This window comes from Martinezella sp. CNPSo 3959, from assembly GCF_057784355.1.
Genome location: NZ_JBXSOV010000006.1, coordinates 220,813 through 234,557, shown reverse-complemented (window position 1 = coordinate 234,557; position 13,745 = coordinate 220,813). Strand labels below are relative to the sequence as shown.

At 60.2% G+C, this 13,745-nt stretch carries 10 protein-coding genes; 5 read left to right on the top strand and 5 right to left on the bottom strand.

Translation table 11 applies throughout. The features are described from left to right. Positions 1-37: 37 nt before the first annotated feature. Positions 38-3,499 (top strand): pyruvate carboxylase, encoded by a 3,462-nt coding sequence (pyc, locus tag AC13RE_RS16150; RefSeq protein ID WP_488563663.1) that lies wholly within the window; start codon positions 38-40, stop codon positions 3,497-3,499. Positions 3,500-3,572: 73 nt separating this feature from the next. Here pyc and AC13RE_RS16145 read toward each other — a convergent pair whose 3' ends face one another. From AC13RE_RS16145 to AC13RE_RS16130, 4 genes are all read right to left on the bottom strand, one after another. After that, positions 3,573-4,829, bottom strand: coding sequence for a multidrug effflux MFS transporter (locus AC13RE_RS16145; RefSeq protein WP_488563662.1), 1,257 nt, complete (start codon positions 4,827-4,829; stop codon positions 3,573-3,575). A 262-nt stretch (positions 4,830-5,091) separates the two neighbouring features. Beyond that, positions 5,092-5,853, bottom strand: a complete 762-nt coding sequence (locus AC13RE_RS16140; protein ID WP_112336166.1) for an amino acid ABC transporter ATP-binding protein — start codon at positions 5,851-5,853, stop codon at positions 5,092-5,094. Then, positions 5,850-6,530: an amino acid ABC transporter permease gene (locus AC13RE_RS16135; RefSeq protein WP_015341657.1), complete on the bottom strand. Its 681-nt coding sequence runs from the start codon at positions 6,528-6,530 to the stop codon at positions 5,850-5,852. Before AC13RE_RS16135 ends, AC13RE_RS16140 begins: the two co-directional genes overlap by 4 nt. 85 nt (positions 6,531-6,615) lie before the next feature. Continuing rightward, positions 6,616-7,389 (bottom strand): amino acid ABC transporter substrate-binding protein, encoded by a 774-nt coding sequence (locus AC13RE_RS16130; protein ID WP_488563661.1) that lies wholly within the window; start codon positions 7,387-7,389, stop codon positions 6,616-6,618. A gap of 501 nt (positions 7,390-7,890) precedes the next feature. Here AC13RE_RS16130 and AC13RE_RS16125 point away from each other — a divergent pair. Both AC13RE_RS16125 and AC13RE_RS16120 read left to right on the top strand, forming a co-directional pair. Next, positions 7,891-8,871 (top strand): SGNH/GDSL hydrolase family protein, encoded by a 981-nt coding sequence (locus tag AC13RE_RS16125; RefSeq protein WP_488563660.1) that lies wholly within the window; start codon positions 7,891-7,893, stop codon positions 8,869-8,871. Positions 8,872-8,902: 31 nt separating this feature from the next. Continuing rightward, entirely contained in the window at positions 8,903-9,937 is a 1,035-nt protein-coding gene (locus tag AC13RE_RS16120) for an acyltransferase family protein (RefSeq protein ID WP_488563659.1), read from the top strand. Positions 9,938-10,016: 79 nt separating this feature from the next. On the opposite strand, the gene AC13RE_RS16115 is transcribed toward AC13RE_RS16120, so the two are convergent. After that, on the bottom strand, positions 10,017-10,889 hold the full coding sequence (locus tag AC13RE_RS16115) for a DMT family transporter (protein ID WP_488563658.1): 873 nt from the start codon (positions 10,887-10,889) through the stop codon (positions 10,017-10,019). A gap of 256 nt (positions 10,890-11,145) precedes the next feature. On the opposite strand from AC13RE_RS16115, the gene AC13RE_RS16110 reads away from it, so the two are divergent. Beyond that, the gene (locus tag AC13RE_RS16110; RefSeq protein ID WP_488563657.1) at positions 11,146-12,345 is read left to right on the top strand and encodes an MFS transporter; all 1,200 of its coding nucleotides are present in this window, start codon (positions 11,146-11,148) and stop codon (positions 12,343-12,345) included. A gap of 127 nt (positions 12,346-12,472) precedes the next feature. Continuing rightward, positions 12,473-13,726 carry a flavodoxin-dependent (E)-4-hydroxy-3-methylbut-2-enyl-diphosphate synthase gene (gene ispG, locus AC13RE_RS16105; RefSeq protein WP_120666123.1) on the top strand — a complete coding sequence of 418 codons (1,254 nt, stop codon included), beginning with the start codon at positions 12,473-12,475 and terminating at the stop codon, positions 13,724-13,726. Positions 13,727-13,745 lie beyond the last annotated feature (19 nt).

Below are 13,745 nucleotides of genomic sequence, written 5' to 3'. Positions count from 1 at the left end.
GCAGCATTGCCCGTTTCGATGCCGTGAGGAGACAGCATTGCCCATTTCCAAGATCCTGGTTGCCAACCGTTCCGAAATCGCCATCCGCGTATTCCGCGCCGCCAACGAACTTGGCATAAAAACGGTGGCCATCTGGGCCGAGGAAGACAAACTCGCGCTGCATCGCTTCAAGGCGGACGAGAGCTATCAGGTGGGCCGCGGCCCACATCTTGCCCGTGACCTCGGGCCGATCGAGAGCTATCTGTCGATCGAGGAAGTCATCCGCGTCGCCAAGCTCTCTGGCGCCGATGCTATCCATCCCGGCTATGGCCTGCTGTCGGAAAGCCCCGAATTCGTCGATGCCTGCGATGCCGCCGGCATCATCTTCATCGGGCCTCGCGCCGATACGATGCGCCAGCTCGGCAACAAGGTCGCGGCGCGCAATCTCGCAATCTCGGTCGGCGTGCCCGTCGTGCCGGCCACCGATCCCTTGCCTGACGACATGGCCGAAGTCGCCAAGATGGCGGCCGAGATCGGCTATCCGGTGATGCTCAAGGCCTCCTGGGGTGGCGGCGGCCGCGGTATGCGTGTCATCCGTTCCGAGGCGGACCTTGCCAAAGAAGTGACGGAAGCCAAGCGCGAGGCGAAGGCGGCCTTCGGCAAGGACGAGGTCTATCTCGAAAAGCTCGTCGAGCGCGCGCGCCACGTCGAAAGCCAGATTCTCGGCGACACGCACGGCAACGTCGTACACTTGTTCGAGCGCGACTGTTCAGTCCAGCGCCGCAACCAGAAGGTCGTTGAGCGCGCGCCGGCCCCCTATCTCACGGAAGCGCAGCGCCAGGAACTGGCCGCCTATTCGCTGAAGATCGCCAACGCGACGAATTATGTCGGCGCCGGCACCGTCGAATATCTGATGGATGCCGACACGGGCAAATTCTACTTCATCGAAGTCAATCCGCGCATCCAGGTCGAGCACACCGTCACCGAAGTCGTCACCGGCATCGATATCGTCAAGGCGCAGATCCATATTCTCGACGGTTTCGCCATCGGTACGCCGGAATCCGGTGTTCCGAAGCAGGAAGATATTCGCCTCAACGGCCATGCCTTGCAGTGCCGCGTCACGACGGAAGATCCGGAACATAACTTCATTCCGGATTACGGCCGCATCACTGCCTATCGCTCGGCATCCGGCTTTGGTATCCGTCTTGACGGCGGTACCTCCTATACCGGTGCGATCATCACCCGTTATTACGATCCGTTGCTGGTAAAGGTGACCGCCTGGGCTCCGAACCCGCAAGAGGCGATCGCCCGTATGTATCGCGCGCTCCGCGAATTCCGCATCCGTGGTGTGGCGACGAACCTCACCTTCCTCGAAGCGATCATCACGCACGAGAAATTCCGCGACAACAGCTATACGACGCGCTTCATCGACACGACGCCAGAACTGTTCCAGCAGGTCAAGCGCCAGGATCGTGCCACCAAGCTTCTGACCTATCTCGCTGACGTCACTGTCAACGGCCATCCGGAAACACGCGGTCGTCCGGTACCTTCGCCCAAGGTGGCGCAGCCTGTGCTGCCCTATATCGACGGCAATATCCCCGACGGCACCAAGCAGTTGCTGGACAAGCTCGGTCCGCAGAAATTCGCCGAATGGATGCGCAATGAAAAGCGTGTGTTGATGACCGACACGACGATGCGCGACGGCCACCAGTCGCTGCTTGCGACCCGTATGCGCACCTATGACATCGCCAGCGTCGCCGGCACCTATGCGCGCGCTTTGCCGCAGCTCCTGTCGCTCGAATGCTGGGGCGGCGCCACCTTCGACGTTTCCATGCGCTTCCTCACGGAAGACCCGTGGGAGCGCCTGGCGCTGATCCGTGAGGGTGCGCCGAACCTGCTGCTGCAGATGCTTTTGCGCGGCGCCAATGGCGTCGGCTATACGAACTATCCCGACAATGTCGTGAAGTACTTCGTCCGCCAGGCGGCCAAAGGCGGCGTCGATCTCTTCCGCGTCTTCGACTGCCTGAACTGGGTCGAGAACATGCGCGTGTCGATGGATGCGGTTGCCGAGGAGAACAAGCTCTGCGAGGCGGCGATCTGCTATACGGGCGATATCCTCAATTCCGCGCGGCCGAAATACGATCTGAAATATTACACCGATCTTGCCGTCGAGCTGGAAAAGGCAGGCGCCCATATCATCGCGCTGAAGGATATGGCGGGCTTGCTGAAGCCGGCGGCCGCCAAGGTGCTGTTCAAGGCGCTGCGCGAGGCGACCGGTCTGCCGATCCACTTCCACACGCATGATACGTCGGGTATTGCGGCTGCGACGGTGCTCGCTGCGGTCGATGCCGGCGTCGATGCCGTCGATGCGGCGATGGATGCGCTGTCCGGCAATACCTCGCAGCCCTGCCTCGGCTCGATCGTGGAGGCGCTGAAAGGCTCCGAGCGTGATCCGGGCCTCGATCCCGAATGGATTCGCCGCATCTCCTTCTACTGGGAGGCCGTGCGTCATCAGTATGCCGCCTTCGAAAGCGATCTCAAGGGACCGGCTTCGGAAGTCTATCTGCACGAAATGCCCGGCGGGCAGTTCACCAACCTCAAGGAACAGGCGCGTTCGCTCGGTCTTGAGACCCGCTGGCACCAGGTGGCGCAGGCCTATGCCGATGCCAACCAGATGTTCGGCGATATCGTCAAGGTGACGCCGTCCTCCAAGGTCGTCGGCGACATGGCGCTGATGATGGTGAGCCAGGACCTGACGGTCGCGGATGTCGAGAACCCGGCGAAGGATATCGCTTTCCCGGATTCGGTTGTTTCCATGCTCAAGGGCGATCTCGGCCAGCCGCCATCCGGATGGCCGCAAGCGCTGCAGAAAAAGGCTCTGAAGGGCGATAAGCCCTATGTCGTTCGTCCCGGTTCGCTGCTTGCCGAGGCCGATCTCGATGCGGAGCGCAAGGTCATCGAGACGAAGCTGGAGCGCACGGTCGACGATTTCGAATTCGCCTCCTACCTGATGTATCCGAAGGTCTTCACCGACTATGCACTGGCTGCCGACACATACGGACCTGTCTCGGTATTGCCGACGCCGGCCTATTTCTACGGTCTCAAGGAAGGCGATGAGCTCTTTGCCGAGATCGAGAAGGGCAAGACGCTCGTCATCGTCAACCAAGCGATGACGGCAACCGACGAGAAGGGCATGGTGACGGTGTTCTTCGAACTCAACGGCCAGCCGCGCCGCATCAAGGTGCCGGATCGCGCCCACGGGGCCTCCGGCAGCGCGGTGCGCCGCAAGGCCGAGACCGGCAATGCCGCCCATGTCGGCGCGCCGATGCCGGGTGTCATCTCCACGGTCTTCGTTTCGCCCGGCCAGGCGATCAAGGCCGGCGACGTGCTTGTTTCCATCGAGGCCATGAAGATGGAGACCGCGTTACACGCGGAAAAGGATGGTACGATCTCCGAGGTGCTGGTGCGCGCCGGCGACCAGATCGACGCCAAGGATCTGCTCGTCGTCTATGGCGCCTGAGCGGGACTGAGATGCTGACTATCTTCTGCTGCAAAGCCTGACTGTTGCAGTCGGTTTTGCGGCAGCAGTGCCTTTAGCGCGGCTTGCGGGTATGCCGCTCGACGATGGCGGCCCAGATTGCTGCCAGCAGCGCGAGCAACGCCGATGCCAGCATCAAGGCGAAGAGCGTATGGATCGTTGGCGATCGCGCGATGAACAAGCCGCCGATCGAGCCGATGAGCGCGCCGCCCGATATCCGCATGGCGGCGGCGAGCCCTGCTGCCGTTCCCACAATATCCGATCTGACCGACATGGCGCCGCTGTTGGCGGCTGGCATGGTCAGGCCATTGCCGATGCCGATGAAGATGCAGGGGCCGAAGAGCGCCAGAACCCCCGCCATGCCCGACAGCGACAAGGCGAGGCCTACAGTCAATCCGATGCAGGTCAGCAGCCGCGCGATGATGAGGATTGTGCCGACGGGGATTTTTGCGCCATAGCGACCCGCGAGATAGCTGCCGAGAATGAAGCCGGCGGGAACCATGCCCATGTAGAAGCCGAGTTTGGCGCTCGAGCGGCCGAGTGCATCGCCTATCGTCAGCGGCGCTCCGCCGAGGAAGATATAGAGCACGCCCATCGAGCAGGCCATGCAGAGCGTATAGGCCCAGAAACGCGCCGAACGCAAAAGCAAGGCGTAGGAGGCGAGATAGTTTCTGCGGGCAGCTGAGACGGGCGCTTTCGATCCCTTCAGTTCGTGCAGGGACAGGAGGAAGGCGGCGCTACCGAAGATCGCAAGGACGATGAAGCTTGCCCGCCAGCCGAAAAGCTCATCCAAAGATCCGCCGAACAGCGGTCCGACCATGGGCGCCAATGCCCAACCCATAGCGAGATAGCCGAACTTGCTGGCAGCCTGACGCTCGTCCGATGTTTCCTTGATGATGACGAGGGCGACGGAATAGCACGGTCCGATGCAGGCCTGCATCATGCGGCACAGCAGAAAAATGCCGATAGTCGGAGCGAGAACACAGCCGATCGAGGCGATGATGAAGATCGCGAGCGCCGTCAGGACAACCGGCCGGCGTCCAAACCGGTCCGATATCGCTCCCCCAATTGCTTCCAGGAACGCAGTCACGATGGAAAAGCCAGCGACGGAGAGGTTCACGAGAGCGAAATCGGCATGGAATGCCGCCGATATCTTCGACAGAGACGGCAGGATCATATTCACAGGCAGCACGGCAAGCGCCGAGAGCAGGATGAGGGTTATCAGCCGCGGCTGTGCGACGGTTGATGCGAGGGGCCGGTCATCGGTTGCTTGCCTGGCTGAATGGTCGATGCGGCTTTCGGTGCGCGTCATGGCCTTGTCCGTTGTGTGGATGGGAAGTCGAGGGGATCTGACGAGGCGCCGCCCGGAATCCGGGCAATAAAAAAGGCCCCGTCAGGAGCCTGTTTACCGCGCATGGGTGCTTTCGCCGGATGGCTACGCCATCCTGCCCATGCGCCTTCCTACCACTACGATAACGAGTGCCGTGTTCATGGCATTAGAGCTAACCGCAAAGCTGCGCAGCGTCAATGCGCGGCTTACCCCAACATCGGGGCTTTCGACCCAGGTCGGCGGCTTAAATGTCGTAGCTGTGGCCGGCATTCAGCGTCGAGATGAACTGCTTGGTCCGCTCCTGCGCCGGGGCACCGAAGATGCTGCGGGAAGAACCGGTCTCGACGATGTTGCCCGCTTCGAGGAACACGACATTGTTGGCAATCTTCGATGCCAGGCGCAGGTCATGCGTTGCCATGACCATCGTCGTGCCTTCGTTGGCGAGCTTGCCCAGCACATCGACGACTTCGGCCGCCAGTTCCGGATCGAGCGCCGAGGTGGGTTCGTCGCAGAGCAGCACACGCGGCGAGGGGGCGAGCGCGCGGGCGATGGCGACACGCTGCTGCTGGCCGCCCGAAAGCGTCGAGGGCCAGGCGTCGATCTTGTGGGCCATGCCAACCTTGGTCAAAAGCTCGACGGCACGGGCGCGTGCCTTGTCTGCCGGCCAGCGCAGCACGGTGGTCAGCCCTTCCATGACGTTGCCGATCGCGGTCTGATGCGGAAAGAGCTGGAAATTCTGGAAGACCATGCCCGTCTGACGGCGGATCTTCTGGATATCCTGCCAGGATGGCTTCTTGCCCGGCTGGAAGGTGGCCGTCTCCCCGCCGATGCGGATCGTTCCGGCGGTCGGGATTTCCAAAAGGTTGATGCAGCGAAGCAGCGTGCTCTTGCCACCGCCCGAAGGCCCCACAAGCGCCGTCACCGTCCCCTCCGGGATCATCAGGCTGATATCCTTGAGGATGACATTGTCGCCGAAGCGCTTTTCGATATGCGAAAGCTCGATCATGCCTGTGCCTCCAGTGTGCCGCCCGAGCGGGCGAAGCGGCGTTCGAGGTAACCCTGCAGCGTCGAAAGAAAGGTGCTGAGCACGAGATAGATGATGGCGGCCTCGATATAGAGGATCAGCGGCTCATAGGTCGTTGCCACGATGCGCTGCGCGGCTTGGAACAGCTCCGGCACGGTGATGGCGGCGGCGAGCGACGTATCCTTGACCAGCGAAATGAAGGTGTTGGACAGCGGCGGCACGGCGACGCGCGCTGCCTGCGGCAGGATGGTGCGGCTCATGGCCTGGCGCCAGTTCATGCCGATCGAATAGGCGGCTTCCCACTGACCCTTCGGCACGGAGGAAATGACGGCGCGAATGATTTCGGACGTATAGGCACCGACGCTGAGCGTAAAGCCGATGATGGCGGCGGGGAAAGCATCGAGCAGGATGCCGAGGCTCGGCAGGCCGTAGAAGATGACGAAGAGCTGCACCAGAAGCGGCGTGCCGCGGATCACCCAGACGTAGAAGCGGGCGATGGCCACGAACGGCGCCGGGGCGAACAGCCTGACGACGGCGGTGAGTAGGCCGAGCAGAAGGCCGAGAACGAAGGTGATCAAGGTAAGCGGGATGGTGAAGACGAGCCCCGCCCAAAGCAGCGTGCCCAGTGACTCCCACATCAGTTGCAGCCAATGCTCCAAGGAGAAGCCTTTCGATAACAGAATGCGTCCGGAGGTGACCCCGGACGCATCTTTTTCACAGATTTATGTCCCTGCCTATGCCTTGTTACTTCGAAACGTCCTGGCCGAAATATTTCTTGGAGATCTTGTCATAGGTGCCGTCGGCCTTGATATCGGCCAGCGCCTTGTTGATCGCAGCAAGCAGTTCCGGCTCGCCCTTGCGGATGATGACGGCGGAGAAATCGGCATTGGCCTGCTGGGCGACGATCTTCACCGGCGCGTCGGGCTTGTGCTTCTTGAAATCGAGGAAGGAAAGGCTGTCATTGATGGTCGCGTCGGCGCGGCCGGTCAGCACGAGCTGGATCGACTGGTCGAAGCCGTCGGTGCCGACGAGTTCGGCGCCGGCTTCGGTTGCGAGCTTGCCGAAGTTGCTGGTCAGCGACTGTGCCGCCTTCTTGCCCTTGAGATCGGCGAAATCCTTGATGCCGCTGTTGCTGTCCTTGACGATCAGCACGGCCTTGGAGGCGATGTAGGGCTCGGAGAAGTCATACTTCTTCTTGCGGGCTTCGGTGACGCCGACTTCGTTGATGACGGCATCGTAGCGGTTGGCGTCGAGACCGGCGATCAGGCCATCCCACTTGCCTTCCAGGAACTGCGCCTTGACGCCGAGCTTGCCGGCGATGGCCTCCGCGATCTCGACATCGAAGCCGGTCAGCTTGCCGCTCTCATCATGAAAGGTGAAAGGCGCATAGGTGCCTTCCGTGCCGACCTTGAATACGCCGGCCGACTGAATCGCCTTGAGGTTTTCGCCGGCATGGGCGGGGAGCAGGAACGCAGCCTGCACGAGGGCGGCGGCGGCAACAGTCTTCAACCAGTTCATCGTTTTCTTCCGTTTCTGGAGCGGTTTCATTCAATGTCGCATACATCGCAGAAAATTTGCACCGCGAAAGCGTAGAAAACTGCAAGATAAAAGGGCAAATGCGAATATTTTTCTCAAGAAATTGCGATCGGAGCGTCGAAGAAGCCGCTGCATCCGTCACCGCCAACCATCGCTGATCAATTGTGCAGTGCGGCATAGTGACAATTCTCAATGCTGCCCTATTATTCTTAATGTTGCCCCATTTCGTCATCTCATCGATGTCTTGGCGCGGCACCTTTCATTCCAGGCATGCGCATGCGCCTCCATTAATGTGTCCCGGTAGTTTGCCGCGAGACATCGGCAGCAATCAAACTGCGATTCTACTAGAAATTTAAAGTGCAAAATTGATCTGACGCAGCCCGAAGAGGTGATGAATTGCCCATCATTGCGCGCTGCCGGCCATGGCCGGTCATGAGGTTTGATGTCGCGATTGCGTTTCTTTTTCTGAGTTTATGCACATTCATGCCGTGCTTTGCGGCAGAAACGATCGAGCGGCCATCGAAATGGATCGGCCGCGTCGCTGCCAGCGATGCGGCTTTCGGTTGGCCGGGCAGTGGTTTTGCGTTGCGTTTCGAAGGCACGTCGCTCTCGGTTACCCTCGTTGATACCGGGAAAAATAGCCTTGAGGTCGAACTGGACGGCGTTCCCCAGCGCCTTGATCTGCAAGCGGGGCAGCACCGATACCAGTTTGCCGATGGCTTGCCGCAAGGCGCCCATGAGATTCGCGCGACGCGTCGCACCGAGGGATGGATCGGCGATACCATATTCGTTTCCGCCGAAACCGATGGGTCGTTCCTGCCCGCGGAAACACCGGCCACAAAGCTGGTGGCAATCGGGGACTCCATTACCGCAGGCTATGGCCTCGAGGGTGTTGGTCCCGGATGTAAATTCAGCCCCGGAACGGAAAATCAATACCTGACATATGCCGCGGTCGCGGCGCGCAGCCTCGGGATGGAACTTACGACGCTCGCTGTTTCCGGAATCGGCCTTTCGCGTGCAGGCAAGAATGCGAAAACCATGCTTGATGTCATCGACAGCGTGACGCCGTTGAGAAAGGGCGTGCCCGCTCTTCCTGACGAAGGCGTTTCCGCAGTGGTCGTCAATCTGGGGACGAACGACTTTTCGGATAACAGGAATCCCAGCGATTTCATCGACGAATACGTCAAGCTCATCTTCAGGCTCAGATATCAGTTTCCAAAGGCGTATCTGTACGCCGCTCTCGGTCCGATGATGTCCCAGAAGGATTTCGATGTGGCCGAGAAAGCAATCGAGGCCGTCGTGCAGGCGAGCGCCACGAAAGGCGAAACTCGCCTGCGATATCTGAATTTACGCGTCAAACCGAAGGACTTCGGATGCGATTGGCATCCAAGCCGCAGCACCAATGCGGCAATGGCAACCTTGTTGGAGCAAGCTATCAGAGCGGATTGGGGCCTTCATGATTGACGAACAGACGCTTTCCATTCGGCGGTCAAACTTGAAACAATTGGATTCTCTCCAGTTTCTACGGTTCGTGGCTGCCTTTTCCGTCCTTCTCTTCCATTTCGGAAGCGGCCTTGCGATCGAATACCATCTCGATCGAAATTATTTCTTCATGGGTGCGACCGGCGTCGACGTTTTCTTCGTTCTCAGCGGCTTCATCATCAGCTACTCCTCCAATCCGGCGCGCGGACTTGCCTATTTCGCACGCAAGCGCATTGCCAGAATCGTTCCGCTCTACTGGCTGTTGACATTCGTGGTCGTCTTGATTGCGCTTGTGAAACCCAGCCTGCTCAATTCGACGATCGTGACGGTGGAAACGATCGTCAAATCTCTTCTTTTCGTCCCCTATCAGAAAACGGGCGGCGCCGTGCAGCCGATCCTTTTCCTGGGCTGGACGCTTTGTTACGAGGTGTTCTTCTACATAATTTATGGCGTCTGTCTGATCTTTGGCGCCAGGGCAACCTGGTTCGCCTCCGCAGCCGTTCTCTTCCTGATCGCGCTGCATGAGATTTGGCCGGAGGGATCAGTCGAATGGCGTTTCTATACAAATCCGATATTGATCGAATTCGTTCTCGGCATGATGCTTCATAAGGCATATTCAGCATACAGCGCCTTCAGAAGCGGATCGAATATAGCCGCCGCTCTGCTCATTCTTCTGGCCTGCGGGGCTCATTTCTTCATCGTGACATTCGTCGGCCCTAGCCTTTTCGCCTCAAGCCTGCTTGCCGTCCTGCTCGTCTCGGGCTTCCTGCTCATGCGGATGCCAGCCGGGAGAATATGGGCCATTCTGGTTCTGCTGGGAGACGCCTCCTATTCGCTCTATCTCATCCACCCCTACACGCTGCAGCTTCCGCTCAAGCTGTTGGGCAAGCATCTCTCCCTACCCTTTGTGACCGGAATATTGCTGGTGGTCACGCTTTGCACGATTGGGATTTCGGTGGTGCTCCTCAAGTTCTTCGAGCGGCCGATGCAGGCTCTTTTGATGCGGCAGCCGAAGCCCATCGAACAGACCGTCGCTCCGGCGGAGTGACGGCTATCCGCCGGCGGTGGAAGCGTTTGCTTGCGACACGCTCCCTGGCTTGTACCTGCCGAAAGCACATCGAGGCAGTTCAAGCCGCCGCTGTCCGCCGCTTCATCCGTTCGCTGATAATGATGATGAACCCCGCGCTCAGGATCAGGACGGCACCGATGAAGGTGTTGGGGCCGGGGATGTCGCCCCAGATCAGATAGCCGAGCAGGAAGGCCCAGACGAGCGAAGTATATTCGAACGGCGCCAGCACCGAGACGGGCGCCTGGCGCATGCCTTCGAAGAGGGCGAACTGGCCGGCGCCGGCAATGATGCCTGTCAGCGCCAGCAGCACGATCTGGAAGGGCGTCGGCGTGTGCCAGTGGGCGATCGCCATGCCGGCGGTCAGAATGATGAACAGGATATTGGAGACGGCCATCTGGATATGGCTTTTCTCGTGCAGCGCGGTCTTGCGCAGCAGCACCATGCCGCTTGCCCAGAGGACGGCGGCCTGCAGCGCCAGATAGACCGGCCAGGAAATCGATAGCCCTACGGGATTGGAGGCGATCACCACGCCGCAGAATCCGACGCCGACCGCCATCCAGCGGGCGACGGTGACTTTTTCACGCAGCACGATGGTTGCGAGGATAGTACCGACGATCGGTGCTGCGTAATAGAGCGTCGTCACCTCGGCGAGCTGCAGGTAGGAGGCTGCCGAGTAATAGGAAATCCAGGCGATCAGGATGATGACGCTGCGCAGGATCATCGGCTTGATGATCGGCGAGCGCGCCACTTTCTGAACGAGCGAGGGGCCTTCGAAGACGAAGCAGCCGGCAAGGATGGTGCAGCTTCGGATGAACAGCACCTGCCAGACGGGGATGGAGGCGACGAGCAGCTTCACCGCCGAATCGTGGGCGGTGAACAGCATGTAGGCAAACACCGTAAGCAGGATGCCATAGCTGATGGAGTTTTTCACGGGGATGCACCAGAGGATGACCCGACTCGAGGCCGGCCAAAGAATCTTTCAGGTCTCAACCGATAGGAGCCTAATTTTACGCCGTCAATAGGACATTTTAATAGGGTGACGCCCGGCAGTGTTATTTATTCGGGGTTGTAGCGCCATCGCCCCCACTTTAACAGACGGAGACGAAATGTGACTGACGCGGCTTTTTCGATTGTTGAGATTTCAATCGATTTAAATAGACTGCGACACAGATTTGGGAGGAGTTTTTATGGACAACGGAACGAGAATGGAGGGTTTGAAGGAGCGCAGGAGCTCATTTTTCACCAAATCGCGCGCAGCCGTCTCGCTGATGTTCCTGATGAATGGCTTCATGGTTGGTTGCTGGGCACCGAAAATTCCCGAATTCGCCGAGCGGCTGCAACTGACGAAATTCGAGCTTGGGTTGATGATCCTCGCCTTCGGCGTCGGCTCGCTCGTGATGATGCCGCTTGCCGGCGCGCAGATCGCCGTGCGCGGTTCGCGCATTGTCGTGCGCGCCTTTGCGGTATTGCTGCTGCCGATGATCCTGGCGCTGACGCTTGCGCCGAATGTCTGGACCGCGGCCGTCGCTCTCTTCCTCTTTGGCGGTTTCATCGGCGCCATGGATGTGGCCATGAACGCCAATGCCGTCTCGGTCGAAAAATCCATGCGTCGGGCGATCATGTCCTCCTGCCATGCCTTCTGGAGTCTTGGCGGCCTTTTGGGCGCGGCGATCGGCGGGCTCTTGATTTCGCGCTGGGGCATTCTCGGTCATGCCGAGGCCTCGACCGCGATTGCCGTGCTTTTCGTCGCCATTGCCTGGCCGATGGTGCTTGGCGATCAGCCACATCACGATGAGGCCAAGCCAAAGGCAAAGCTGCCGATGATTCCGCTGCCGTGGCTGCTCGGCATCGTTGCGCTGTTCTGCATGGTGCCGGAAGGCGCGGTCCTGGATTGGAGCGCTCTCTATCTCAGCCAGGAAAAAGGTGCGTCGGTGGCGCTATCGGGTTTCGGCTACGCTGCTTTCTCCGCCACCATGGCGACCATGCGCTTTGCCGGCGATTTCGTGCGCGATTGGCTGGGCGCCATCAGAACGCTGCGCATCTGCACGGTCTTTGCCATCGTCGGCATGCTGACCGCGGCGCTGGCGCCGAATGCGGAGATCGCCATTCTCGGCTTTGCGCTCTGTGGCATCGGTATTTCCAACATGGTGCCGATCGCCTTTTCCGCAGCCGGCAATATTCCGGGCCTGCAGCCAGGGATCAGCATTTCCGTCGTCACGACGCTCGGCTATTCCGGCATGCTGGTCGCGCCATCGGCCATCGGTTTTGCCGCCGAGCATGTCGGCTTCTCGCCGGTCCTGATGACGCTGCCGGTGCTGCTGCTCGTCGTGCTGGCCTTCTCGTCGCTCGCGCGCTACGCTGACGGCATCGGGGATGCCAAGCATTAATTTCGTCGCTTTTGCTCGGTAACGGCTAAGCTCCGTCCGATCAAAAGAGATCGCCGGAGCGGTTGACAACGACCGCTTCGTGATCCACCTGAAAGGCACCCATTTTCGAGGCCTGCGAGAGCTTTCCATGTCGTCCGCCACCGATTTCGATCCGAAACCGCGCCGTTCCTCCGTTGCCGTCGATGTCGGCGGCGTGATTGTCGGCGGCGGTGCCCCCGTCGTCGTGCAGTCCATGACCAATACCGACACGGCCGATATTGATTCGACCGTCGCCCAGGTCGCCGCCCTCTACAAAGCCGGCTCCGAGCTGGTGCGCATTACGGTCGATCGCGATGAAAGCGCTGCCGCCGTGCCGAAGATCCGCGAGCGGCTATTGCGTCTCGGCATGGACGTGCCGCTCATCGGCGATTTCCATTATATCGGCCACAAGCTGCTCGCCGATCACCCGGCCTGCGCCGAGGCGCTGGCGAAATACCGCATCAATCCCGGCAATGTCGGCTTCAAGGACAAGAAGGACAAGCAGTTCGCCGAAATCATCGAGATGGCGATCCGCTACGACAAGCCGGTGCGCATCGGCGTCAATTGGGGCTCGCTCGATCAGGATCTTTTGACCGCACTGATGGACAAGAACGCTGCCGAAGGCTCGCCGCTCTCGGCCCGGCAGGTGACGCGCGAAACGATCGTGCAGTCGGCGCTGATCTCGGCGGATCTTGCCGAGGAGATCGGCCTGCCGCGCAACCGCATCATTCTCTCGGCCAAGGTCAGCCAGGTGCAGGATCTGATCGCCGTTTATTCCATGCTGTCGGAGCGTTCCGACCATGCGCTGCATCTCGGTCTCACCGAGGCCGGCATGGGCTCGAAGGGCATTGTCGCCTCGTCCGCCGCCATGGGCTATGTGCTGCAGCATGGCATCGGCGACACCATCCGTGTTTCGCTGACGCCGGAGCCGAATGGCGACCGTACCCGCGAAGTGCAGGTGGCGCAGGAGCTGCTGCAGGTTATGGGCTTCCGGCAGTTCATTCCCGTCGTTGCGGCATGTCCCGGCTGCGGTCGCACGACGTCGACGGTCTTCCAGGAACTGGCGCAGAATATTCAGAACGACATCCGCAAGAACATGCCGGTCTGGCGCGAGAAATATCCGGGCGTCGAAGCGCTGAACGTCGCCGTCATGGGCTGCATCGTCAACGGTCCGGGCGAAAGCAAGCATGCCGATATCGGCATTTCGCTGCCCGGCACCGGCGAGACGCCGGCGGCTCCCGTCTTCATCGACGGCCAAAAGGCTATGACGCTGCGCGGCCCGAACATCGCTTCCGATTTCGAAGCGCTGGTGACCGATTATATCGAGAAGCGGTTCGGCCAGAAGACCGTCGCGGCGGAGTGATCCGCCGCTTAAAGCGAGG

Coding starts and splice junctions, on each gene's coding strand:
- AC13RE_RS16130 (WP_488563661.1), bottom strand. CDS start 7,389: ATGAACTGGTTGAAGACTGTTGCCGCCGCCGCCCTCGTGCAGGCTGCG.
- AC13RE_RS16125 (WP_488563660.1), top strand. CDS start 7,891: ATGCCGTGCTTTGCGGCAGAAACGATCGAGCGGCCATCGAAATGGATC.
- AC13RE_RS16140 (WP_112336166.1), bottom strand. CDS start 5,853: ATGATCGAGCTTTCGCATATCGAAAAGCGCTTCGGCGACAATGTCATC.
- ispG (WP_120666123.1), top strand. CDS start 12,473: ATGTCGTCCGCCACCGATTTCGATCCGAAACCGCGCCGTTCCTCCGTT.
- AC13RE_RS16145 (WP_488563662.1), bottom strand. CDS start 4,829: ATGACGCGCACCGAAAGCCGCATCGACCATTCAGCCAGGCAAGCAACC.
- AC13RE_RS16110 (WP_488563657.1), top strand. CDS start 11,146: ATGGACAACGGAACGAGAATGGAGGGTTTGAAGGAGCGCAGGAGCTCA.